This window comes from Arthrobacter sp. TS-15, assembly GCF_006964045.1.
GTDB lineage: Bacteria > Actinomycetota > Actinomycetes > Actinomycetales > Micrococcaceae > Arthrobacter.
Genome location: NZ_SDXQ01000006.1, coordinates 411,546 through 435,589, shown reverse-complemented (window position 1 = coordinate 435,589; position 24,044 = coordinate 411,546). Strand labels below are relative to the sequence as shown.

23 protein-coding genes are annotated in these 24,044 nt (G+C 62.9%); 14 read left to right on the top strand and 9 right to left on the bottom strand.

Annotation, left to right across the window (positions count from 1 at the left end):
- Window positions 1–22: 22 nt before the first annotated feature.
- Both EU811_RS03330 and EU811_RS23740 read right to left on the bottom strand, forming a co-directional pair.
- Entirely contained in the window at window positions 23–811 is a 789-nt protein-coding gene (locus EU811_RS03330) for an SDR family oxidoreductase (protein WP_142937078.1), read from the bottom strand.
- Between the two features lie 124 nt (window positions 812–935).
- Window positions 936–1,085 carry a hypothetical protein gene (locus tag EU811_RS23740; RefSeq protein ID WP_165450141.1) on the bottom strand — a complete coding sequence of 50 codons (150 nt, stop codon included), beginning with the start codon at window positions 1,083–1,085 and terminating at the stop codon, window positions 936–938.
- Between the two features lie 206 nt (window positions 1,086–1,291).
- On the opposite strand from EU811_RS23740, the gene EU811_RS03325 reads away from it, so the two are divergent.
- Window positions 1,292–2,215, top strand: a complete 924-nt coding sequence (locus tag EU811_RS03325; RefSeq protein ID WP_223941470.1) for an AraC family transcriptional regulator — start codon at window positions 1,292–1,294, stop codon at window positions 2,213–2,215.
- On the opposite strand, the gene EU811_RS03320 is transcribed toward EU811_RS03325, so the two are convergent.
- The 4 genes from EU811_RS03320 to EU811_RS03305 form a co-directional block, all read right to left on the bottom strand.
- A complete protein-coding gene (locus EU811_RS03320; protein ID WP_142937076.1) occupies window positions 2,167–2,457 on the bottom strand; it encodes a hypothetical protein in 291 nt (96 codons plus the stop codon). The genes EU811_RS03325 and EU811_RS03320 overlap by 49 nt on opposite strands.
- 42 nt (window positions 2,458–2,499) lie before the next feature.
- Entirely contained in the window at window positions 2,500–2,958 is a 459-nt protein-coding gene (locus EU811_RS03315; protein WP_142937075.1) for a nucleotidyltransferase domain-containing protein, read from the bottom strand.
- Between the two features lie 21 nt (window positions 2,959–2,979).
- Window positions 2,980–3,681 carry a FadR/GntR family transcriptional regulator gene (locus EU811_RS03310; protein WP_142937074.1) on the bottom strand — a complete coding sequence of 234 codons (702 nt, stop codon included), beginning with the start codon at window positions 3,679–3,681 and terminating at the stop codon, window positions 2,980–2,982.
- A gap of 75 nt (window positions 3,682–3,756) precedes the next feature.
- Window positions 3,757–4,560, bottom strand: a complete 804-nt coding sequence (locus tag EU811_RS03305) for an alpha/beta fold hydrolase (protein WP_142937073.1) — start codon at window positions 4,558–4,560, stop codon at window positions 3,757–3,759.
- A gap of 129 nt (window positions 4,561–4,689) precedes the next feature.
- On the opposite strand from EU811_RS03305, the gene EU811_RS03300 reads away from it, so the two are divergent.
- From EU811_RS03300 to EU811_RS03280, 5 genes are all read left to right on the top strand, one after another.
- Window positions 4,690–6,192, top strand: coding sequence for a four-carbon acid sugar kinase family protein (locus EU811_RS03300; RefSeq protein WP_142937072.1), 1,503 nt, complete (start codon window positions 4,690–4,692; stop codon window positions 6,190–6,192).
- A gap of 25 nt (window positions 6,193–6,217) precedes the next feature.
- Window positions 6,218–7,120, top strand: a complete 903-nt coding sequence (locus tag EU811_RS03295) for an NAD(P)-dependent oxidoreductase (RefSeq protein ID WP_142937071.1) — start codon at window positions 6,218–6,220, stop codon at window positions 7,118–7,120.
- Window positions 7,121–7,291: 171 nt separating this feature from the next.
- Window positions 7,292–8,758, top strand: coding sequence for a GntP family transporter (locus tag EU811_RS03290; RefSeq protein ID WP_142937070.1), 1,467 nt, complete (start codon window positions 7,292–7,294; stop codon window positions 8,756–8,758).
- Window positions 8,758–9,633 carry a class II fructose-bisphosphate aldolase gene (locus EU811_RS03285; RefSeq protein ID WP_142937069.1) on the top strand — a complete coding sequence of 292 codons (876 nt, stop codon included), beginning with the start codon at window positions 8,758–8,760 and terminating at the stop codon, window positions 9,631–9,633. The genes EU811_RS03290 and EU811_RS03285 overlap by 1 nt, the downstream gene beginning before the upstream one ends.
- A gap of 38 nt (window positions 9,634–9,671) precedes the next feature.
- A complete protein-coding gene (locus EU811_RS03280) occupies window positions 9,672–10,064 on the top strand; it encodes a DUF1304 domain-containing protein (protein WP_142937068.1) in 393 nt (130 codons plus the stop codon).
- A gap of 67 nt (window positions 10,065–10,131) precedes the next feature.
- On the opposite strand, the gene EU811_RS03275 is transcribed toward EU811_RS03280, so the two are convergent.
- Complete coding sequence (locus EU811_RS03275) at window positions 10,132–10,551, bottom strand: VOC family protein (RefSeq protein WP_142937067.1); 420 nt, start codon at window positions 10,549–10,551, stop codon at window positions 10,132–10,134.
- 155 nt (window positions 10,552–10,706) lie between these two features.
- On the opposite strand from EU811_RS03275, the gene EU811_RS03270 reads away from it, so the two are divergent.
- Together EU811_RS03270 and EU811_RS03265 are read left to right on the top strand one after the other, a co-directional pair.
- Complete coding sequence (locus tag EU811_RS03270; protein ID WP_142937066.1) at window positions 10,707–12,062, top strand: acyltransferase family protein; 1,356 nt, start codon at window positions 10,707–10,709, stop codon at window positions 12,060–12,062.
- Window positions 12,059–12,415, top strand: a complete 357-nt coding sequence (locus EU811_RS03265) for a GNAT family N-acetyltransferase (protein WP_142937065.1) — start codon at window positions 12,059–12,061, stop codon at window positions 12,413–12,415. The genes EU811_RS03270 and EU811_RS03265 overlap by 4 nt, the downstream gene beginning before the upstream one ends.
- A gap of 4 nt (window positions 12,416–12,419) precedes the next feature.
- Here the strand turns inward: EU811_RS03265 and EU811_RS03260 are convergent, their stop codons facing one another.
- Window positions 12,420–12,998, bottom strand: coding sequence for a hypothetical protein (locus EU811_RS03260; RefSeq protein ID WP_142937064.1), 579 nt, complete (start codon window positions 12,996–12,998; stop codon window positions 12,420–12,422).
- Window positions 12,999–13,116: 118 nt separating this feature from the next.
- On the opposite strand from EU811_RS03260, the gene EU811_RS03255 reads away from it, so the two are divergent.
- Both EU811_RS03255 and EU811_RS03250 read left to right on the top strand, forming a co-directional pair.
- Window positions 13,117–14,736: a sigma-70 family RNA polymerase sigma factor gene (locus EU811_RS03255; protein ID WP_142937063.1), complete on the top strand. Its 1,620-nt coding sequence runs from the start codon at window positions 13,117–13,119 to the stop codon at window positions 14,734–14,736.
- 205 nt (window positions 14,737–14,941) lie between these two features.
- A complete protein-coding gene (locus tag EU811_RS03250; RefSeq protein ID WP_142937062.1) occupies window positions 14,942–17,881 on the top strand; it encodes a DUF7507 domain-containing protein in 2,940 nt (979 codons plus the stop codon).
- A 79-nt stretch (window positions 17,882–17,960) separates the two neighbouring features.
- Here EU811_RS03250 and EU811_RS03245 read toward each other — a convergent pair whose 3' ends face one another.
- Complete coding sequence (locus EU811_RS03245) at window positions 17,961–18,332, bottom strand: hypothetical protein (RefSeq protein ID WP_142937061.1); 372 nt, start codon at window positions 18,330–18,332, stop codon at window positions 17,961–17,963.
- A 288-nt stretch (window positions 18,333–18,620) separates the two neighbouring features.
- On the opposite strand from EU811_RS03245, the gene EU811_RS03240 reads away from it, so the two are divergent.
- From EU811_RS03240 to EU811_RS03225, 4 genes are read left to right on the top strand one after another with little or no spacing between them, the layout of a single operon-like run.
- Entirely contained in the window at window positions 18,621–20,183 is a 1,563-nt protein-coding gene (locus EU811_RS03240; RefSeq protein ID WP_142937060.1) for a pyridoxal phosphate-dependent decarboxylase family protein, read from the top strand.
- Window positions 20,180–21,523 carry a lysine N(6)-hydroxylase/L-ornithine N(5)-oxygenase family protein gene (locus EU811_RS03235; RefSeq protein WP_142937059.1) on the top strand — a complete coding sequence of 448 codons (1,344 nt, stop codon included), beginning with the start codon at window positions 20,180–20,182 and terminating at the stop codon, window positions 21,521–21,523. The genes EU811_RS03240 and EU811_RS03235 overlap by 4 nt, the downstream gene beginning before the upstream one ends.
- Entirely contained in the window at window positions 21,520–22,110 is a 591-nt protein-coding gene (locus EU811_RS03230; RefSeq protein ID WP_142937058.1) for a GNAT family N-acetyltransferase, read from the top strand. The genes EU811_RS03235 and EU811_RS03230 overlap by 4 nt, the downstream gene beginning before the upstream one ends.
- Complete coding sequence (locus EU811_RS03225) at window positions 22,107–23,951, top strand: IucA/IucC family protein (protein ID WP_142937057.1); 1,845 nt, start codon at window positions 22,107–22,109, stop codon at window positions 23,949–23,951. Before EU811_RS03230 ends, EU811_RS03225 begins: the two co-directional genes overlap by 4 nt.
- Window positions 23,952–24,044: the final 93 nt, after the last annotated feature.

The window sequence follows — 24,044 nt, the reverse complement described above, 5'->3', positions numbered from 1 at the left end:
GAGGTTGTTGTGAAGCTTGGCGTTAGTTTGCTGCGAGCAGGGGAATAGCCTCTTCGGCGCGTTCCGGTCCCAAGGCGGAATAGCCGCCGTCAACGGCCCAATCGGCACCGGTGACGAAACTTGCTTGGTCGCTGGCGAGGAACGCGACGACGTCACCCACCTCGTGCGGGCGGCCGACCCGCTTGAGGGCGTGGAAGGGGGCCGCAACCGAGTCTGTCTTTTGAAGGTTCCCGTTGCTGAGGGAGTCCATGATGTTGCTCCAGACCCAGCCGGGGCTGACGGAATTCACGCGGATGCCGTCTTCTGCGAAGTCCACGGCCATGCTGCGGGTCACCTGGACCAGTGCGGCTTTGCTGGCCGGATAGAGCCATCGGCCGGTCTGGGCCACCGAGCTGGAAATGGAGGTGAAGTTGATGATGGCGCCGTGGCCGGACGCCTTGAGGTAGGGCCGGGCCGCATTGCTCGCCACCACGGCGCTGACCAGATTGACGTTGAGTGCTTCGAGCCAGTCGGCTCGCCCGGAGGCTGCGCCGTCGTCCTTATAGGTACAGGCAAGGTTTACCAGGATGCCGAGCCCGCCGTAGAGGGCCACGGTTTCCTCCACCAGTTCGCTGACTGCGGCGTCGTCGGTGATGTCCGTGTGGGAATAGTGAATCCCTTCCCCGAGAGCTTTGGTGAGGGTGTCGCCGTCGGGAGCTATATCCGCAACCACCACCGTGGCTCCGGCGTCGCGCAATGAGGTCACCACGCCTTGCCCCACCTTGGTGGCCCCACCGGTGACGATTGCCGTCCTGCCTTCGAGTGCTGACATCTGCCGAACCCTTTCCCTCGCGTGCTGTGTTACGTAAATATGACGTGCGTCATATTCACTCTTGAAGTGACTCTAGGTTGCCCTTCTCCGGCGGAATATCCACTTGGCGCAGTGATCATCCGAATTACGCAGGTTCTTCCTCTTCCTCGTGCCAACCCACCCATGCCGCGGAAGTGAGGTGGGTTTCCCTGGCCCGAAGCTCCGCCGCCCAGAGTTCGAAGTGGCTCCTGTCCCATTCGTCTCTGCGGTCATGTACCACCTTGATGTTCTTCACTGGTCCTCACCCCGCTTCCGTCGCTGTTATGGTGCTGTGAGCTGCGTCATACTTGTCTCAAAAGCGACTCTAGACAGCTGTTGGACTCCGGAATATCCAGTTGGCGCGAGGATCGTCCGATAAGCGAAAAGCTGCACAAGACCCTGTGAAGTAGGTGGCGGATGGTGAGGATTCTTCCCCGTGATGTGCTCCGGGGTCGCCCAACCATGGCCACCACTGACGTGGACGAGGCACACGCCAGGATCGCCGAACTGTTCTGCAGCCACGAGCTTGCACCACTGACGCACCAGTCCTCGGTGGACATGAAGTTGCGCTCCCTGCACCGGGGTGACGTGGGGATCGAGTTCCTGGACTACGGAGCCGACGTCCGGATTGAGCCCGAGGGCCTGCAGGATTTCCACCTGGTGCAGATCCCGTTGGCAGGGCACGCATCCATGAAGGTGGGTGCCAGCACGGTGGAGTCGGGTCCCCGGATGGCCACTGTTCCTCCGCTCCACCGGCCCTTCTCCATGAGCTGGGACGGCGGAAGTCCGCACCTCATTGTCTACGTGCGTCGTTCAGCGGTTGAGCGGGTGGCGGGTCAGCTTTATGGCCATGACACCGTTGATCTGGGCTATGGCATGGACCTTTCAGGTGCCGCCGGCCGCGCGTTCTTGAGGTCCGTCGTCGAGCTTCATGACGACATGATCAGCCAGCCACGGACCACGGCCCCCGCGTTTGTGCAGGGTTTGCTGGCGGACAGCATGGTGTCACGCCTGCTGATGGCCATGGAGTTGCCCGGTGATGAGACCCGGGACGCGGAATCCGAAAGCCGCCTGGTCCGGGAGTTCCGCGAGCTGTTGGACCGGCATGCTTTCGAAGAACTCACCGTGCCGGACATCGCCGAATGCTTGGGTGTCTCGGTTCGAACGCTGCAAACGGCCCTTCGGGCGGAAACTGGAGCGACGCCGTCGGAGTTGCTGCGCAGTATCCGGCTGGACCGTGCCCGGGAGATGCTTCTTGAAGCGAGCCCCCGCGAGCAGAGTGTCACGGCCATCGCGGAACTCTGCGGCTTCACGCACCAAGGGCGCTTCTCTGCGCTCTACGTGAAGGCCTTCGGAGAGCTACCCAGCGAGAGCCTGCGCCGATGACGGAAAGCTATCGGCGAGCATAATCCAACAGCGCCCCCATCCACTGACTTGAGCAGAGCTACCGCGTCATTGTGGTCCTGGCCCTGCGCGAAGTGACCGAGCCGAGCAATGCAGATGGCGTCAGAGGCGGCGATTCCTGCGTGGACGCAGAGGGTTGCCACGGCGTCGGCAACTTCGTAGTGTTCTTCAGCAAGTTCGAGGGCATCCATGGCCACCCGCTGGAACTGCGCGGCCTTGCTCAAGCGACCTCGGCGGATACTTTCGCTTCCCGGTGTGGTCCTCATCTAAGCGCCACTACCAGCGCGGAGAACGCGGCGCAACCACGTTCCATCGCCGAAAAGTGTGTCGCCCTCATCGATGATGGACTCGAAAATCGACGAAGGCGCTACTTCCGACTCCAGGAAGACAAAAGGCCGCGTGTCGTTGCCCGTCCAGGCGCTGATTTCGCCGGCCAGAGTGGCTATTCTGGTTTCGGCCTGCAACTCGTTGACGTCGTTCGGAAGGGCGATGAACAGGTCTATGTCGCTGTCGTTTCGCATGTCATTACGTGCGGCTGAGCCATAAATCGTGACGACAATCGGCGCGAATTCCCACAACTCGATCTCGGTCCGAATGCGCTCGATGAGATGGTCTTTTGCGCTGGCCATCTCCTCGACTGCTTTGGCCAAGAGGTGATGACGATTGAGGCGGAAAATGTGAGTTCTTCCGGCAACTTTCTCTACGACAATGCCTTGATCGACCAAGCGGGCGAGTGCCTGTGCCAGCTACGCCTCCAGAACGTACGTCTTCAGATCGTCCAGCGTCTGCTGCATGTGCGCGTCCATCGCGAGACGGGCCTCGTTAGGATTGCGCGATTCCAAAGCCGCGGCGATCTTCCGGTGGTGCCCGATCGCGTGTTCCTGGATCTCCGGGAAGGCTGAAGTCTCGGCGCGCCGGGCTTCCAGGACCCTGTGCAGGGGTTCGAAAAGCACTGCCACAAACACGTTGCCTGAAGCGTGCAGGATCACGTCGTGAAAGGCGAGGTCGGCTTCGACAAACCCGGCGAGATCGTTGACTTCGTGGGAGGCCTGCATCTTTTCCACGTGGTCCCTGAGTGCGGCGAGCTCATCATCGGAGATGCGCTCGGCGGCGAGTTCGCAGGCGCCGGTTTCGAGCATGCGGCGGAGTTCAATCAAATGGATCGCAGCCGCCGCGTCCTTGGTTCCTTCAGACGCCGCACGCAACACGGCTTCCAAGGAGGCCCACTGGTTGAGGGGGTTAACAAACGTTCCGCGGCCGCGTTCAACGCTGAGGATTCTCTGGGCCTCAAGGGTTTTCATGGCCTCGCGCACTGTCATGCGGCTTACTTCGTGTTTGGCGCTGAGCTCCAGCTCGCCCGGTACCACTGTTCCGGGCGGAAATTCGCCCGCGATGATCCTGTCCAGCAGCTCATCGGCCACGACGCCCACCAATGACTTGCGTGCCATGTGTCCCCATTTCCTGTCCTTCAGACCGCCCGGGTCCCCGTGGATTACCCTCGGGACGGGCGGATGTCAGACATCTTACGCTGGCGGTGGCCAGCTTGTTTCCCAAAATTCAAGGAGCGCCTCTGCGCAGTGTTCGGGCTGTTCCCAGTGGACGTTGTGGCCGGCGCCGCGAATGGCCGCCAACCGGCGACCCGGGCTTGCGGCCACGAACGCGCGCATTTGCTCGATAGGGCGCACCCGATCTCCAGTACCGGCGATCACCAGTAGTGGCGCGCGGACGCGCCCAGGCACTGAAGGTTCGACGCCGGTCATGGCCGCCACCGCGCTGGCGGACAGAATCGGAAACGGAGTGTCGAACCCTGTGCTGAGCCGCGCCATATCTGCTGCGGCCAGCTCTCCATACCAGGCGTTCATGAGCTTCACTACGGTCCCGGCGTCGAAGAACCCCTGATCCAGCTGGGTCCTGAGCACCTCCTTGAACCCCTGATTCTGCGGCACCGGCGCCATGCCCACAAGGGTCAATGAAGCCGCCAGGCCGGGGCGGGCTGCCGCAAGCGTCAACGAAACACTGCCACCCATCGAATGTCCCACCATATGCACCGGACCGCTGGCCCGGTCATCAAGGGCCGCGGCCACGGAAGCCGCTGCCGAGTCCAAGGTCCATTCGAAATCCGGCGGGAGGGACTCGCCCGGGTGGTAGCCGGGGAGGTCCAGAATCCAGACTTCCCTGCCGGCGTCGAGCAACTTATTCGCGAGGGGTTCCCAATACACGGAACCGGACGCCCAGCCATGGATCAGGACTGCCGGAATGGGCTGAGCTGCGGGAACGGCAGGAGTGAGGACGTTCACGAAGGGGAGTGGAACAGCGCTGCCAGCCATCCTCTCAGCCTAGTGATGCGCAGCACCTTGCGCGGTGAGGAGCCGTGTGTCACACTAATTCAAATGTTAGATGTCTGACATCTTACATTCACTAAACCGCAACAGAGATTTCCCACGATGGAGTGCATAGTGACCCTTGAAGCCGACGTTCTGGCCGCTTTCCCGGCGGAAGTCCAGATTCCTGCTCAGTTGGTTGCCGACGCCGTGACGGCGTCTGCCGCGGACGCACCAAAGATCCTGGTGGTCCTCGACGACGACCCCACGGGAACGCAGTCAGTTGCGGATCTCGCTGTGCTCACCCGCTGGGACGTGGAGGACTTCACCTGGGCGTTCACCCACATCCGTGCGAACCAGACCAAGCCCGCGGTCTACGTCCTCACCAACACCCGCAGCCTTGACCCGGCCGAAGCCGCAGCGCGCAACGAGGAAATCGTCCGCAACGCTCTGGCTGCCGCAGCCGCCGGCGACGTGAAGCTGGGCTTCGTGAGCCGCAGCGACTCCACCCTCCGTGGCCACTACCCGCTGGAGCCGGACGTCATCGCCGCCACCGTCGCTGCAGAAACCGGCGAACCCACCGACGGCGTGGTGATCGTTCCGGCATTCCCCGACGCCGGCCGCATCACCATCGGCGGTGTGCACTACATGCGCGCCGACGCCGGCGCACTGACTCCCGTGGCTGAGACGGAATTCGCCAAGGACGCGAGCTTCGGTTTCGCCAACTCCGAGATGGCCAAGTATGTGGAGGAGAAGTCGCAGGGCCGGTTCCCCGCGAGCGACGTGATTGTCCTGGACCTGAACATCATCCGCGCCGGAGCGTCAGCGCAAGATCCCACCATCTCCGCCAAAGCGATCGCCGACGCCCTGGAATCCGCCACCAACTCCACGCCGATCGTGGCTGACATCGTCACCGAGAACGACTTCCGTGCCCTCGCCCTGGGCTTGGAGGAAGCAGAACGCCGCGGCAAGAAACTCCTCTACCGCGTGGGCCCGCCCTTTGTCAGGGGCCGCATTGGCCAGGAAATTCGCACTGCGCTGACCTCGGAAGAAGCCTTCGCAGGCAACACTCCCTCCTCAACCGGTGGATTGATTGTGGTGGGCTCCCACGTTGGCGTCACCACCCGGCAACTCAATGACCTCACTGCGCAGCACAGCTCGGCCCGGATCATCGAGATCGACGTCGAGAAGCTCATTGCCGGAACCAAAACCTCGGGCGAAGCAGAAGCCGACGCCTACATCGAAACCGTTGTGTCCGACGTCGTCGACGCCCTTCACAAGGGCGACGTGATCGTCCACACCAGCCGCCTGCTCATCAAAACCGACGACGCCGCAGCGAGCCTGAAGATCGCCCGCACGGTTTCGGCCGCCGTCGTGGCCGTGGTGAACCGGACACTCAAGACCTTCCCGCCGCGGTTCGTCATCGCCAAGGGCGGCATCACGTCCTCGGACGTGGCGGCGCACGGCCTGGAAATCCGCCACGCGATTGTCCGCGGACCCATGCTGCCGGGCATCGTCTCGCTGTGGGAGCCGGTGGATGGCCCCGCAAAGGGCATCCCGTACATCGTCTTCGCCGGCAACGTGGGCGACGACCAGTCCCTGACCCACGTCACCCGCAAGCTCAGCGCAACTTTCTAAACGCACACATTCAATGGAGAACACCATGACCAGCAGCAACTACACCATCACCGTCCTGGGCCTCGGCGCCATGGGCCTGCCCATGGCCACCCGCCTTGCCTCCGAGCTGACCGTTCACGGCTTCGACATCGCAGAGCCGCGCCTGGAGCTCGCAGCAGCGGCCGGCATCAAGACCTTCGACTCCGCCCGCGAAGCTTCCCAAGGTGCCGATGCGCTGCTGTTGGCCGTCCGCAACGGTGAGCAGCTCAACGATGTCCTCTTCGGCGAAAACGGCGTGGCCCCGGTCCTCAAGCCGGGCGCCGTGGTGATCCTGGGCAGCACCGTTGGCACCGAAGCCATTCCCGCAACGGTAGCCAAGCTGGCCGAGTATGGCGTCGCGCTGGTTGATGCTCCACTCTCCGGTGGCCCCAAGCGTGCCGGCGAAGGTGACCTGCTGATCGTCGTGGGCGCTGAGCCCGAGGCGCTCGAAAAGGCCCGCCCCGCACTTGAGCTGCTGGCGTCCACCCTGAGCATTGTGGGCGACAAGCCCGGTGACGGCCAGGCACTGAAGACCGTCAACCAGCTCCTGTGCGGCGTCCACATTGCCGCCGCCGCAGAAGCCATGGCTCTCGCCGACGCCCTCTGCCTCGACCAGGCCAAGACTCTCGCCGCCCTCGAAGCAGGCGCCGCCGGTTCCTTCATGCTCTCCAACCGCGGGCCGCGCATCCTTGAGGCCTACACCGAAGACGGCGCCGAGGTCCTCAGCCGCCTGGACATCTTCGTCAAGGACATGGGCATCGTGGGCAAGGCAACCCGGGCCGCCGGCCTTGCCGCACCCGTTGCCGCCGCCGCTGAACAGCTTTACCTTCTCGGCCAGGCCCAGGGCCTCGCCGCTGCCGACGACTCCGCCGTCATCAAGGTTGTTGCGCCCTCCAAGCGCACTGCCTAACCCCGGAGTTTTTGTACAGCTAACGCCCTCATGAGCAGCCCAGAAGGGCATTAGCTGTACAAAAACTCCACACCCCCAACAAGAACCCGCGACGACGGCGGTCCCCCCTTCGCCGTCGTCGCTACCTCCGCCGGTCTTCCCTAGACTGGTATGTCAAAGGAGACACCCCCAATGAACCCCCTCGTCAACTCGCTGATGGTTCGGGCGGCCGATGCCCCCGCCATCAAGCCCGCAGTGGAGCTGGGAACACCGCTTCTGCTGACCATCGCTGCGGCCGGTATCGCCCTGTTGCTGGTGCTGATCATCCGCTTCAAGATCCAGGCCTTTGTTGCCCTGCTGGCGGTCAGCATCCTGGTGGGCGTCGCAGCCCAGATCCCGCTCAAGGACATCTTCACAGTGGTGACCACCGGCGTTGGCAGCACCATGGGCAAGGTTGCGTTGCTGATCGCCCTCGGTGCCATTCTTGGCCGCATGATCGAGGTGTCCGGTGGTGTGCAGTCACTGGCCACGCACTTCACGGAGAAGCTCGGTGCCAAGCGCGTTGCTGTCGCTTTGACGGCCGTGGGCTTCCTGGTGGCCATCCCGGTATTCTTCGAGGTTGGCGTGATCGTTCTGGTCCCCATCGTCTACGCCTTCGCCAAGATCGCCAACGTTCACCCCATCAAGTTCGGCCTGCCCATGGCCGGCATCATGCTGTCCATCCACGTCGCAGTCCCGCCGCACCCGGGCATCGTGGCCGGTGCCGGCGTCTTCGGCGCGGACATCGGGCTCATCACCATGATCTCGCTCATCATCTGCATCCCCCTCGGATTCCTCTCTTACTGGGTTGCCAGCATCATGAACCGCAAGGACTACGAGCTCCTCCCCGGAGTGAAGCAGCAGGTGGAAGAGTTCGGCTCCGAATCCCTGGTCCACGTGGGCCACGACGGTCCCGGCGCCCGTGCGATCGCACCTCCTCGTCCCGGCCTGATCATGTTCTTGATCGCCGCACCCATCGCCCAGATTCTCCTCGGCACCGTCGGCACGCTGACTATCCCCAAGGACAACTACTGGTACGGCGTGGCCGCGTTTATCGGCAACCCGTTCTTCGCACTCCTGGTCGCTGTGGCCCTCTCCTTCTTCCTGCTGGCTGTACGCCGCAACTGGTCCCTCAAGGAAACCGGCGAAATCTTCGAAGGCGCACTGCCTCCCATCGCGTCCATCCTCATGGTGGTTGCTGCAGGAGGAGTCTTCGGTGAAGTTCTCCGCACATCAGGCATTGGCGCCGCACTGTCCCACACGCTGGACAGCCTTGGCCTTCCGGTGATTGTGCTCGGCTTCGTCATCTCCCTGGCACTCCGCGCCGCGCAGGGTTCGGCAACGGTCGCGATCGTGACCACCACCGGCCTGCTCACCTCCGCTGTGATGGAAGGCGGCTACTCACCGGCCCAGATCGCCGTGATCGTCATCGCCATTGGTTTCGGTTCGCTCGGTTTGTCCCACGTCACGGACGCGGGCTTCTGGACCGTGATCCGCTACTACGGCCTCACGGTTTCCGACGGCCTCAGGACCTGGACCGTTCTCACCACCATCCTGGGCCTGGCCGGCTTTGCGCTGACGTATGTCGCCTGGATCCTGGTGGGGGGCCTGGGCCACTAATGCGCACCAAACTCGACCACTTGGTCAACTCCGCCCTGGCCGCCGGCTCGGCCGTTCCCGCCTTCACTTGCTACGACTTCACCACCGCATTGGCTGTAGTGTCGGCGGCGGAGGAAGCCCGGCTCGGCGTGATCCTGCTGGTGGCTCCGAAAACTGCGTCCACACCCAACGGCCTGCGCCTCATTGCAGCCCTGCGCGGCCTCGCCGACGACGCCAGCGTCCCGGTTTCGGTCCAACTGGACCACGCCTCGGATCTCAAGATCATCCTCGACTCGGTGGCCGCCGGTGCAGACGCCGTTCTGGCCGACGGTTCGTCCTTGCCCTACGAGGACAACATCGCCCTGGTCCGCGAAGTCCGTGCCGCGCTGGACGCGCAAGGTGCCTCCGACGTCGTGATCGAAGCGGAACTCGGCGGCCTTGCCGGCGACGAGGACAAAGCGTTTGGTACCGAAGACCCAGCGCACGACGCCGGCACTTCAGTTGCGGGGCTCACCAACCCCACGCAGGTGGCTGACTTCGTGGCGCGAACGGGTGCGCAGCTGCTCGCCGTCGCGGTGGGCAACGTGCACGGAAAGTACAAGGGCGAGCCGAACATCCGTTGGGACGTGCTGCAGGAAGTTGCTGATAACACCGAGGTGCCGCTGGTACTCCATGGTGCGTCGGGCATTCCAGCGGATGAGCTCGCGAAGGCCCCTTCTCTGCAGGTGGGCAAGGTGAACTTCAACACGGAGCTGCGCACGGGAATCCTGTCCACTCTCGAAGCTGAAACCGCTGCACACCGGGCCGACGGTGAGAATCTGCAGGGTTTGCTGGCCCGCTGGAACGGCTCGGCTGCCACGTTCGCCGGCGCCACGCTGGAGTTGCTCAGCGCCTAGGGTCAAGTTCAAGAACACAGGGAGGCTAGGATCAAACCATGATCCTGGCCTCCCTGATTTTTGCGACGATAGCCGCCCTGCTCCACGTCTACATCTTCACCATGGAGTCCATTACCTGGACCAAGCCCAAGACCTGGAAAACGTTCAGCATCACCTCTCAGGCCGACGCGGAAACGACCAAGCCGCTCGCCTACAACCAAGGCTTCTACAATCTGTTCCTTGCCATTGGCGCGTTGATCGGCATCGTCGCAGTAGCCATGGGTGCAACCCAGGTCGGCTGGACCCTCGTCTTCAGCAGCTGTGGTTCCATGCTCCTCGCGGCACTCGTCCTCGCCGCCAGTGGAAAAAAGTACCTCCGCGCAGCAACGCTCCAAGGCACAACGCCGTTGCTCGCCGTCGTGCTTGGAATCATCGCCGTTACAACCTCCTGAGTTTTTGTACAGCAGGTGCCCTGAAAACGCCTTCTGAAGGGCATCTGCTGTACAAAAACTCGCGGGCTTAGGACTCCGGGAGGCCGGATTGTGCCGCTGCGTCGTCCATCCACAGGACTTCCCAGTGGTGGCCATCCAGGTCACGGAATGCGCGGCTGTACATGAAACCAAGGTCCTGGGCGTCGTAGGTTTCGGACCCGCCGGCTTCGAGCGCCTTGGCGGCCAAGGCATCCACGTCTTCACGGCTATCGGCAGAAATGGCGACAATGGCCGCCGTCGTGTTGTGCGTGTCCGCGATGGGCTGCTTGGTGAATTCGCTGAACTTGGCATGGGTCAGGAGCATGGCATAAATGGTGTCGCTGAAGACCACGCAGGCTGCAGTGTCATCGGTGAAATTAGGGTTGATGGTGTAGCCAAGGGCCGTGTAGAAGGCCTTGGATGCTTCAAGGTCGCTGACGGGCAGGTTGACGAAAATCGACGTAGTCATGCCTCTGATCCTGCCGGTGTTTCCATGAGCCGTCCAGAGGCAATTCTGCGGTAGCTGATATTCCGGAAGGGACAGGCGCCCCGCCTGCTGGTCCCGTACCTCAGCCGGGCGGACAATGAAGTCAGCACGCAAATGCGTGCCACTGCAGGGGAGCCATGGAGATGGATGCGAATCCTACCGCCGGCAAGGCGACGGCTGTGCAACGGGACCCGGTGATCGACCTTGTCCGGTTCACCTGCCTGCTCCTGGTGGTGGCCGCGCACTGCATGATGGTCAGCCCGGTCCTGCACAAGGACGGGACGGTCACTACCGTTAACGTGCTGATGGAGCAGGGTTGGTTCACCCCTGTGGCCTGGGGCCTCATGATCGTGCCCTTGTTCTTCGTCCTGGGCGGTGTGACAGGTCTGCAATCATGGCGTCGGCTGAAGGCGCTTGGCGGGACTGGATTCGACTTCGCTCAGGTGCGGCTCCTGCGCCTGGTGCGTCCGGCCATGGCTTTGCTGGCGATCATGTGGGGAGGGCTGTGGATCGCGCTGCTGCTGGGTGTTCACCCGCAGGTCATCCAGTTGATGACCGCCGGCGCCGCCATGCCGCTCTGGTTCCTGGCGGCTTACCTCACAGCGCAACTCAGCATTCCCCTGATGGCCCGATTTCACGAACGCGCGCCACTTCTGACATTCGCCGCCCTGGTGGCCCTGATCATTACAGTCGATTCCCTTCGCGGCGCCATTCCCGTCCTGGCGTTCGCGAACATGATCTTCCTCTGGTGCGCCGTGCAGCACCTGGGCTTTCTGATGGCTGACGGCTTCTTCGAGCACAGGAGCCGCACCTGGCTGGTTGGGGCCATCGTCTCCAGCAACCTCTTGCTCGGCGTGGTGACCGGTGTGGCCGTGTACCCGGGGAACATGGTGGTTAACCTGAACCCGCCCAATTTCTGCCTGCTCCTCTTGGGCATTTCCCAAGCCGCAACACTCCAGTTGCTGCACCCCGGTCTTCGGGCGATCGCCGGCTTCCGTTGGATCCAGGCAGTCATAGCCGTTGCAGGACGGCACTCCATGACCATCTATCTGTGGCATCTTCCGCTCCTGGTGGGCATGTCCGGGTTGCTGCTGCTCACTAATGTTCCCAAGCCGTCGGCCGGGACCGCAGAGTGGTGGTGGGCGCGAATACCCGTCTTTTTCGCGGTTGTAGCCCTGTTGGTCCCTGTGGTGTGGCTTCTTGGTCGCTTGGAGAACCGTCCGACGGCGGCCAGCCACGCCCGCGGTCCGTTGCGTTCCGCTGTGGTGACGGCCGGCGTCGTGGTTTTAGTCCCGGTGGCTGATGCCGCCTTGAACGGTTTGACGCTGGCACTGTTGGGCGGGGGAGCGGCCTGCTTCGCCCTTGCCGTCCTTCTTCTCGGAAGGGTTCCGACGCCGGTGGTGCAACCGCCGCTGCGGGAGGACGCGGAAGTATCCGTGGAGCGGTTGCGGACGTTGCCAGAGCCGGATTTACGTGCCAATCTCGAAACATGACCGAGTACACGGATTCACTGGCAGAGTCGTTCCGCCCTGGCGTCACCACAGTGCGCAACGACAAATTTCACCGCTATGAGCTACATGTGGACGGAGAGTTGGCCGTGATTTCCCAGTTCATGGACAAGCCCGGTCATATTGATTTCATTCACACTGAGACGAAGCCGGGGTTCAACGGCCAGGGCCTGGCGAAAGTACTGGCGCACTTTGCGTTGGATGATGTGGTGGCGTCCGGAAAGCGGATCATCCCGCATTGCCCTTACATTGCCGCGTACTTGAAGAAGCACGAGGGCTACGAACAGGACGTTGATTGGCCTGCTGAGAAGCCTGTGGGCCAACCGAACAACGAGTAGACGTTCAGCTCTTTTTGCGTTGGACCGTGGTGGTCTGGAACGGCCAGTTCGGTGGTGTTCCGCTGAGCGAGACCAAGGCGTCATGCTCATCGGCGATGAGCTGTCCCCGGCACGTGGCCCGGACCTGCATTGCACTGACCAGGCTCCCGCCGTGCAGATGATCGGAATCCGTGACCTGGTAGGAGAAGCTCCGCATCACTGATTGGCCAGGGGCCAGGCGGCTGATTTCAAGGTCCCGCTGGACAGGTTCAGTGGTGTAGTGGAGTACTTCCATGCCCTCGTTGGTGAAGGAACGCGGTATCAAGGCGATGTCCCGCAGGTAACTGCCCGAGTCGTTGGTGATCCATGCCGTGAAAATGACAGTATCGCCCGGAATGGCCCAAGTCCTGTCCGCGCCGTAGACCAATGCGACATGTCCCGCGTTCTTCTTGCGGGCAAGCAGTCCGGAGCGGCAGTGCGGCAATCCCCGAACCACGGCCCCCTGACGCCGGTGGGCCTTTTGGTGGAGTGCGCGCGTCAACTTCAGGAGGGGGCGCCGGACGCCGGTTTTTCCTCGGCTCAGTGCGGCGGTTGGGAAGGTCATGACTCACTAGTGCTGCCAAGTACGGAATCGTGACGCGAAAAATGCAAAAACATGAGTTCTCTACAGGTATGACGAGCGCGATTCAAGTCACGCGGAATCTGATGTCACACTACTGCTTATGGATCATGTAACTTCGGTAAAGGGCGGCGGGGACTCCTCAGCCCTCGCAATGGCCGCTGAAAGCGATCCCCACATCATTTCCATGGTGCGTCAGGGGGTTACGGAAGCCTTCGACGTCCTCTATGAGCGGCACCTGAAGATTGCCCAATATGTGGCTCGTGCCCAGACCGACAATCCCAGTGACGCCGACGATGTTGTTGCTGAGTCATTTGCCACAGTCTTCCAGTTGCTGACCGAAGGCAAGGGGCCCAAGGAGTTCTTCCGTTCCTATCTCCTGACCGTGGTGCGCCGCACGGCTCACGACCGGAACCGCAGGGCCCGACGAATGCCGACTGCTGCCGACGACGCCGTCCTGGATTCCGCTGTATTGGACAGCGACCCCGTCCTCAACGACCTCGAGTCCAGCATCATGGCCAGGGCGTTCAAGTCCTTGCCCGAACGCTGGCAGGCCGTACTCTGGCACCTGGACATTGAAGGCCTGAAGCCGGCCGCGGCGGCTCCGCTGGTGGGGCTCACTCCCAATGGCGTCTCGTCTTTGGCCCTCCGGGCGAGGGAAGGACTGCGTCAGGCCTATCTCCAGCAGCACATCAGCCAGACGATGGATGACGGCTGCGAAGAGTACGCCAGCCAATTGGGAAAGTACGCCCGCAACGCCCTGAGACGCACCTCTGCGGAGAGAGTCAGGATTCACCTGGACGGCTGTGCCAAGTGCACTGCCCTGCTGATGGAACTTAACGACGTCCAAGGCGGCATGAGGGCCATCCTGTTCCCCTTGGTGACGGGCATCGCCTTCAGTCCGGCCGCGTATGCGTCGCTTGGATCAGCAGCCATAACCCCAGGGACCTTCGCGGCGCGCAGCGTCAGCCACGTGTGGAAGATAGCGGCGGCGATCGTGGTGGGAGTACTGGCGCTGGTGGGAGTCCTCGGATGGTTGCTTCAGCCCACTGCCGCCACCGAGTCCGATGCTGCTGGGGACGGTGGTGCGAAAGTCCCTCCGGTCCACGCTACGTCAGCTCCAGCAGCAACACCCTCGCCAACTACAACGCCTTCGCCACCCCCAACGCCGGGTGTCGAGGCTACCGGGGTGTCACCGGGTCTTGCCCAGGTTCCCGCGGCAGAGACGCCCGTGGCCGCCGAGCCGAAACCCACCGCCGTCGAGACTCAGCCAGCGGAGGGGAAGCGCAGTGCCGTGGTGGTGGACTCCGGGACGGTGTCGTCGACGGCGGCGCCCGCGGCTTCCAGCCCTACGGCACCTGAAACGCAAACGGTCGATGCGACGTTCGCCTCAGCTGCCGGCTCCGGTTCCGGGGAACGGGAGCTCCGTGTGGAGTTCGCGGTGGACGGCGAGGGGTCGCCCACAACGGGAGAAGTGGTCTTTACCCTCCCGGACCAGGCGACTTTCGTGGCGGACAGGACTGCTGCTCCCACTGGGTGGACGTGCGCCGGAACGGCTTCCCAACCCCGTCAAGTCCGTTGCGTCACGACCTCAATGGCCGCTCACGATCTTGCGTTCCGGCTTGGCGTCGCCCTGCCGGATGCTGCCCGCGGAGGGATGCTCAATTACCAGTTTGGCGGCCGAGGCATTGCCAACAAGTCCTTTGCCAACGCCTATCACTAGGCAACTTGTGCCCACTGCTTGTGCTTGACGGCTTGTCCTTGGCGCGGCAAATGATGGATTCCCAAAAAGTTTTTCGGATTTCCGCGTCATGATTCGGCCGCTGCCCTCACCTTAAGTTCGGGTCTCCTGTGTTTTCGGTGCCCCCGTTGGATGCATTGATTTTTCAACGACAAGAACATCTGGTTGAGCGCACTGAGGAAAACCCATGAAGGACGTACGTCCACGCAAGCTTCTTGCGGGCATGATCGCTACGGCTTTGATGACGGCCGTGATGTCGCTGGGGTTTGGTGGAGCCTCAGCGCAGCCTGCCTGGGCCACGGCACCTGGAACACCTGGCGTGGCCCAGGCAGGCACTACTGTCTACGTTGAGGACTTCTCCAACGAGGACGCCACGGCCGGGGCCATCGGCATCCTGGACTATCAGGGCGGTCCAGCAGCAGCCCATGAAAGCTATGAAGCTGACACGCCCTACACGCCGGCGGGCGGCGAATGCGACGGCTGGATTCTGAACTCCTTCACTCCGTTGCCCACGGCTGACTCCGGTTGCCTCAGGAACCAGCCGGCCGGTTGGGCGCAGGTCCAGCAGATGGCCGTAGAGCTCGGCTTGGCACAGGGGCAGAGCCCGGAGCAAGCTGCCGGAAATCAGGTGTTGTCCGAGTACACCAACAGTGCCGCCGGAAGCATCGCGGCCGGTGTGCAGTTCCGTACGAAGGGGAACGCTGTTCCGGCAATCGCGGGCCACTACTACGCTGTGTCCGCATACTTCGCCCAAGTGAACTGCCATGCAGCACACGCCAGCCAGACCTTCAGCCTCCTCATCAATGGGACGCGGCAAGTCCTCAGCGCCGGGCTTGATCCGTGTGGCAGCAGCACCCAGGCCAGCGTTCACGTCACCAAGCTGCAATCCGTTCCCTACCGAATCCCGGCTGGCACCATCAACCCCACCCTTGGTCTGGAACTCCGGAATGAGACCACTACCGGAGCCGGCAATGATGTGGCATTCGACCTCCCGCAGATTGTGGACGTCACACCGCAGCTGGACAAAGCCTTCAATCCTTCCCTGGTGGGTCCTGGCGGTACGTCCCGAATGACCCTGACGGTCACCAACACCGATGAACTGGCAGCGAAGAATGACTGGTTCTTCACGGACACCCTCCCCGCCGGAGTTGTGGTGGCCGCTACCCCCAACCTCGGCGGGACGTGTGAACAGTCGCCAGGGACCAGCCCGATGCTGCGGACTGCGGCGGCCGGAAGTCCCTCGATTTCCGTGACCGGCGGTGATATGGCGCCGGGCATGTCGTCGTGCACCATCGCGGTGGACGTCACCGCTGCTGTAGAGGGAACGTACGCTGACGGTCCTGCCTCTATGGCCACCAACCTGGTCCCGCCAGCGAACGCTGCCCTGACCGTGCGCGCCCCGCGCCTGGAAATGAGCACGGCTCTGAATGCGACACGCCTGCAGAATTCGGACCAGTTCACCACTGAAATCCGGGCAGGCTCGGCCGATGGGCCGGTGGTGGGCAGTAGCGTGAACTCCACCACCACGGGGTCCGGTGCCACGGTCACTGCGGGTTCCGGCACCACTGGCCAGTACGTTGCCGCAGCGGGCGCCACGTATTACCTCACTCAATCGGGCACAAACCTGTCCGGCTATGACAAGAACATCACTTGTGCCGACGCCCACGGACTGCAGCCGGACCTTCCCAACGGCGCGGCCTTCCCCGGTTGGCTTGCCATCGTTCCCGTAGCCGGTGCCGACATCAGCTGTGTGGTGACCACCACGGCCGACTCGGCGCCGGATATGGAGGTCACTTTCCTGGCCGACGCTTCCACCGTCCGGTCTCCTGCAGTTGTGGGGGACCGGATCGGGTACTCGTTGACGGTAAGGAATACGGGAAACGTCACGCTGACCGACGTGGTGATCAACGATTCGAAGGCTGTCCTTTCTGCCATGGCCTACAACTGGCCAGGCATTCCGGGGGAGCTTCTTCCCGGCCAGCTGCTGGTTGCGACCGCATCGTATGCCATTACCCAAGCGGACATCGACGCCGGCCACGTCGCCAACAGTGCTTGGGCTACCGGGAACCCTCCCGCGGGTCCGCCTGTCACTCCACATACCGGCGTTGCAGACACTCCCTTGGTGATGGCGCCGGCCATGCAGTTCACCGGGTCTTCAAGGAAACCCGATGCTGAGGTGTCGAAAGTGGGCGATGTCATCGCCTACACCTTCACCTCGACCAATAGCGGCAATGTCACGCTCAAGGACGTGGAGATCGATGCTCCGCTGGTTGGCCTTTCCTCCTTGGACTACAACTGGCCGGGTACTCCGGGCGTGATTCTCCCCGGCCAGACCGTGACGGCCGCGGCAACGTATACGCTCACTCAGGCGGATATCGACGCCGGCCGGGTGGTCAGTAGCGCGTCCGCCACAGGTACTCCTCCCGTGGGTCCTTCCGTCACGCCGCCGCAGAGTGAAACAGGCACTACGCTGAACACCATCTCGACGTTGGAGTTCGGGATAACCGGGGACGCTTCCGCGCTGGGAGACCCGACGCGGGTGGGCGAGATGATCGTGTACAGGTTCACGCTGCACAACGCCGGGAGTGCGCCACTGACGGCTGTGGCAGTGGCCCATCAGATGCAGGGTCTCACGGATCTGGACTACGCCTGGCCCGGTGCCGCAGGAACCCTGTTACCCGGTGAAACTGTCACCGCTACGGCACGTTATGCGGTCACCCAGGCCGATACCAACTCCGGAAACGTCACCTATTCGGCCACGGCAACTGGTACGCCTCCGGGGGAACTCCCGGTGATCACTCCACCAGCGCGGGTTACTGTGACTTTTCCTCCGGTCTCCCCGGATGGGGCGGCGCCCCCGGAGGGTACGACTCCTGCGGCGGGTACCAATCCGGGATCGGGTAAGCATCCTCCATCGGGTACGTTCGGGGCCGGGGATGACCCGGAACCGGCAACCACTCCTGCGGGAGCCGCCAATGCCCCCGGGACTTCGGATGTCCCTGGCCAGCCTGAGGGATTCCTGGCCAGCACGGGGGCTGTCCTCACGGTGCTACCCATCAGTCTGCTGGTTACCGGGTTTGGGCTTTTCATGTTCCTGGGTGGACGCCGCAAGCGTTCCAAGGCATAGGCATAGGCATAGGCATAGGGCACAGGGCATAAAGTGCGCGGCGGCCGGGACCCATCCCCGGTGCCGCATGCTGTGTCGGTTATACCGAGTTTGTTGGTGAGGGTCTCTTACGTTGCCACTGCACTGCGTGCCAGAAGAGCAGGGCGGCGGCCAGCAGCAGGCCGCCCAGGAGTACGTACGGGGTGTAGGACATCAGCATGAAGCTGAGCTGCGCCGATGTGTTGAACTGTGTTGGTCCTGCCATCGCTGCCGCTGCTTCGGTCAAGGCCCAGAACCCGAAGCCCAACAGCCCTGCATCCAGCACCCACAGCGCAATGATGAAGGGGTTGGGCGAAGCGCGTTTATGCGCGGGGTCTGCGGGTTCGGGCGCGTCAGGGCTGACGGCGGGCATGGCGTTGCCGTGCTCGTCGATTTCGCGGAAACCGATGCGTTCGTGAACGTGGTCTTGCATGAGGTCCCCCAACCGCTTGTTGCCGATAGTCCTTGCACTCTACTCCCTGCCCGATGCGAGCCGCAGGTGGCAGCTGCTGGTGGCTGTGGACGTTTCGGGTGGCCGAAAAGCGAGCCACATTTTGCACCCAATGTCGCTGGATGGAAAGTCAATGACGCGGTCACGGGCAGGAAAAACGCGAGAAACCGCCTTCTAGGCGAAATAGGTCACAAAAGTTTGACGGAAAGGCTTACCTAAGTAAGGCTTACCTTGCTAACAAGCGCCCCAACGCAATGGAAGGAAGCTGACGTGACGTCACCTAGTGTCGAAGAGCGGATCGCTCAGGAGCAGGATTTTGGCTCCAAAGTGGAACTGGCCCTCGCTGCCACAAACCAGCTGTTCAACGCACGAAATTCACCCAGTTACGTCGCTCAGGTCCTCCAGGGGGTCAATGCGGTTTCCACCAAAGTCCAGCGGACCTCCCAGCCGTTTACCGGCGTCGGGCATGCAGAACTGAAAGCCAAAGTTGGTGCCGTGGACCTGGAGCGTCCGCTGCCCGACACGGCCGCTGCCCTGGAAGAACTGGACGATCTCTACCTCAAGGACGCCATCTACTTCCACGATTCCCGCTACGCCGCCCACCTGAACTGCCCGGTGGTCATCCCCGCGCTGGTAGGTGAAGCCGTGCTCTCGGCCGTGAACTCGTCCATGGACACCTGGGATCAGAGCGCGGGTGCCACCATGATCGAGCGCCGCCTCATCGATTGGACCGCGGAGCGCATTGGTTTCGATGCCGACGCTGACGGCGTGTTCACCTCGGGCGGCAGCCAGTCCAACTTCCAAGCGCTGCTGATTGCCCGCAATCACGCGGTCGCCAAGCTGCGGGCGACGAACGGGGACGCCCGCCTGCCGCATCTGCTGGACCGGCTCCGGATTTTCACGTCCGCGGACAGCCACTTCAGCATCCAGAAGTCCGCGTCCATGTTGGGCCTGGGCTTCGACGCCGTGATTGCCGTGCCCACCACCGAAGACCACCGCATGGACCCCGCTGCACTCGCGGCTGCTTTGGCAGAAGCGCACGACGCCGGACTGGTGCCCATGTCGGTTGTAGCCACTGCCGGGACCACTGACTTCGGTTCGGTTGACCCGCTCTCCGAACTGGCCGCACTGGTTCGCGCCTACGATTCCTGGCTCCACGTGGACGGCGCCTACGGTGGAGGGCTGATCGTTTCCGGCAGGCACCGCCACCTCCTCAACGGGATCCACCTTGCGGACTCGGTTACCGTCGACTTCCACAAGACCTTCTTCCAGCCCGTCAGCTCCAGCGCAGTCCTGGTCCGTAACGGCTCCATGATGGGCCATGTCACGTACTACGCGGACTATCTGAACCCGGAAAGCGCTGCGAAGGCCGAGATTCCCAATCAGGTGGACAAGAGCATTCAGACCACCCGCCGCTTCGATGCCCTGAAGCTGTGGTTGACCTTGCGGATCATGGGGGCCGATGCAATCGGTGCACTCTTCGACGAAGCGATCGACCTCGCCGCCCGGGTAGGGACCTTGCTGGCTGAGGACGCCGAGTTTGAGCTCGCCGCCGCACCGCAGTTGAGCACTTTGGTATTCCGCTACCGCCCGATGGTGGACGGTGCAGCCCTCGACGACGACGCCGCGGACGTCCTCAACCCCGCCATTCGCGCCGCGATCTTCGCCTCCGGGGAGGCCGTAGTTGCCGGCACAAAGGTGGCTGGCCGCCACTACCTCAAGTTCACCCTCCTCAACGCCGAGGCGAGCTTGAGGGACATCCAGGAAATCATCGAACTTATCCGCCGGACGGGCAGCGAGCTGCTGGCGAACACTACGGAGGCTGCAGCGTGAGCACCCAGGACAACGGCAAGATCTACGACGTCGCAGGGATCGGCGTCGGGCCTTTCAACCTGGGCCTGGCCGCACTGAGCGAGCCTGTGGAGAACCTCGACTGCGTGTTCCTGGACCGCCGTGAGTCCTTCGACTGGCACCCCGGCATGATGCTGGAGCCGGCGCACCTGCAGGTTCCGTTCATGGCGGACCTCGTGACGCTCGCCGATCCGACGTCGCCGTTCTCCTTCTTGAACTTCCTGAAGCAGACAGGCCGGCTGTACCGCTTCTATATCCGGGAGAACTTCTACCCGCTTCGCGCCGAGTACAACCAGTACTGTCAGTGGGTGGCTGGCCAGCTTGAGTCGGTTCGTTTTAGCACGGATGTGCTTGATGTGACGTACGACGACGGCGTGTACCGGCTCTCGGTGCAGGGTCCGGAGGGGGCTGAGGTGCTTCGCGCCCGCAAGCTGGTCCTGGGCACCGGCACCTCACCCTATGTTCCGGATTCCTGTGCAGGGATAGTGAACGCCGGTGGACTTGTCCTCCACAACGCCGATTACTTGTCGAGGAAGAGTGAGCTGCAGTCCAAGCGCAACATCACGATCGTGGGCAGCGGCCAGAGTGCTGCGGAGCTGTACTACGAGTTGCTTCAGGAAATTGATGTGTACGGCTACCAGCTCAACTGGGTAACCCGTTCAGGCCGTTTCTTCCCGTTGGAGTACACCAAGCTCACCCTGGAGATGACCTCGCCGGAGTACGTTGACTACTTCCACTCGCTCCCGGGGGAGCAGCGCGATTCCCTGATCAAGAGCCAGAAGAACCTCTACAAGGGCATCAACTCGGACCTGATCGACGACATCTACGATCTCCTGTACACCAAGAGCCTCTCCGGAATGGTGGACACGCAGCTGCACACGCATTCGTCGCTCACCGCCGCGGAGTGGGACGCTGCCACGGGCGCCCACACGCTCCAGCTGCACCACGAGGAGCACGGGAAGAGCTACAGCCTGGAGTCCGAAGCCGTGGTTCTCGCCACCGGGTACAGCTACAAGGAGCCCGCCTTCCTGGCCGGTATCCAGGACAGGATCCGCCGCGACATCAAGGGCCGTTTCGACGTCGATCGGAACTACGGCACCGGTGTGGAGGCTGGCGAAATCTTCGTCCAGAACGCCGAGCTGCACACCCACGGTTTCGTCACCCCGGACCTCGGCATGGCTGCGTACCGGAACTCCTGCATCCTGCGCGAAATCACGGGCCGCGAAGTGTATCCGATCGAGCGAAGCATCGCGTTCCAGCAGTTTGGCGCTCCCGCTCCCGTGGCTGCCAACGTCGCTGAGACAGCGGGGGCAACAGTATGAGCTTCACCTTCCGGCCCGTCGATCCCGTAGCGGACGCACCTGTCCTCCACAGCTGGGTGAGTCAGCAATACGCGCGATTCTGGGGCATGGTTTCGGCCACCGAGCAGGATGTTGTGGCGGAGTACTCCAGGATTGCCGAATCGGGCCATCACCAAGCCTTTTTGGGGCTCGACGACGGCGTCCCCGCCTTCCTGATGGAGCGTTACCGCCCGGAGTCATCGCCGTTGGCAGTCGTCTACGAGGTCCAACCCGGTGATGTTGGCATGCACCTTCTGGTGTCACCGCCCGCAGGCGATCCCCAGCCTGGTTTTACCACCGGCGTCATGCAGTCCGTGATGGCGGAACTGTTCGCCGACCCGGTGACCCGGCGGGTCGTCGTCGAGCCTGACGCCCGCAACCACAAGATCCATGTCCTGAACGAGAAGGTCGGTTTCCGGCCGCACGGCGTGGTGACCCTTCCCGCCGTCGACCCCGCCGAAGACCATAAGCAAGGGCTGCTGAGCTTCTGCACCCGCGAGGATTTTCTCGCTACCCTGACCCCGATTTTGGCCGCGCCTGCCGCGGCGACCAGAGGAGAATTCCTGTGACCACCACTGCCGACAACGCCACCACCACTGCGGCTGTTGATTCCGTGTCCCACCTGACCCCGGGACGCTGGGCAGCCGCCAACCGGCACCTGGTCCGAAAGGCGATCGCCGAGTTCTCGCACGAGCGCATCCTGGCCCCGGAGCTGATCCGCCAGGAGGGTGCCGGCGTCGGGCTTTACAAGGTGGTGAGCGATGACGCCGCTACTGAGTACCGTTTCCGCGCCAGGCTGCTGCAATTGGAGCACTGGTCCGTCACCGCCGAATCCATCGTTCGGTTGCGGGACGGCAAAGAGCTCCCTGTGGATGCCTTGGACTTCATCGCCGAGTTCCATCAGGGACTGGCTATCCGGATGGAGATGCTGCCGGTATACCTCGAGGAGATCAGCAGCACGCTGGCAAGCCACGCGTACAAGCAGGGCAAGCCGTACAGCTCAGCTGAGTTGGCAGCGGGCATCACCGGCGGGGCTGACCGGGCCGCTGACTTCCAAGCCATTGAGCACAGCATGACCGAGGGGCACCCCTGTTTCGTGGCCAACAACGGCCGGCTGGGGTTCGGGATTGCCGATTACCACGCGTTCGCGCCGGAGACCGGTGCCACCGTGAAGCTGCAGTGGATCGCTGTCCACCGCAGCAAGGCCGTTTTCACGTCCAGCGCCGGGCTGGATTACAGGACCCACTTCGAGGCTGAACTTGGGCCCGCCACCCTTGCGTGGTTCCAGGCGGAATTGTCAGCGTCCGGACTTGATCCTGAGGAATACCTGCTGATGCCGGTCCACCCGTGGCAGTGGGACAACAAGCTCACAGTGACGTTCGCGGCAGAAATCGCCCAGCGCCACATCGTGAACCTGGGCACCGGCGAAGATTCGTACCAGGCGCAGCAGTCCATCCGCACGTTCTTCAACACCGACCACCCGGAGAAGGCGTACGTCAAAACGGCCATGTCCGTGCTGAACATGGGCTTCATGCGTGGCCTGTCTCCGCAGTACATGAAGGCCACGCCTGCCATCAACGATTGGTTGCAGGAACTGATCGGTAATGACCAGGAGCTCCAGAACCGGGGCTTGGCCATGATCCGTGAAACCGCGGCCATCGGCTATCACAACCGCTACTACGAGGCTGCTTCGGCCAAGGGTTCGCCCTACCGCAAGATGCTCTCTGCCCTGTGGAGGGAAAGTCCGCTGCCGCTGCTGGAGGACGGCCAGCAGTTGGCCACCATGGCATCGCTGCTGCACGTGGATTCGTCCGGAAACTCCGTGGTTTCCGCACTGATTTCCCGGTCCGGCCTGGCGCCCACCGAGTGGCTTCGCCGCTACTTCGAGGCCTACCTCGTGCCGCTGGTCCACTGCCTCTATGAGTACGAGCTCGCTTTCATGCCGCACGGTGAGAACGTCATCCTGATCCTAGAAAACGGCGTGCCTGTGCGCGCGATCATGAAGGACATCGCCGAGGAAATTGTGGTCATGGGGGACAGGCTGGAGCTTCCGGAGGAGGTCTCCCGTGTCAAGGCTGAGATCCCTGCCGAGGAAATGGTCCTGGCCATCTTCACGGACGTGTTCGACTGCATTTTCCGCTTCCTCGGAGCCATCCTTGTGGAGGACGGGACGCTGCGGGAGGACGAGTTCTGGGGGACCGCTGCCTCCGTACTGCGGGAGTACCAGCAGCGCCACCCGGAGCTTGCTGACCAGTTCGCTATGCACGATCTCTTTGCGCCGGACTTTGAGTTGTCCTGCCTCAATCGCCTGCAATTGAGGAACAACCAGCAGATGCTGGACATCTCCGATCCCTCCGGCGGTCTCCAGATGGCCGGTCGCCTGGCCAACCCCCTGGCCAAGTTTGCTTAGGCAGACCCTGGGGAAGCCCTAGGGGAAGCTTGGGGACCGCAGGGCTGTGGCACTTCCTGCGGTCCCTGCCGTCATCGCCCTCCACGGGGTTAT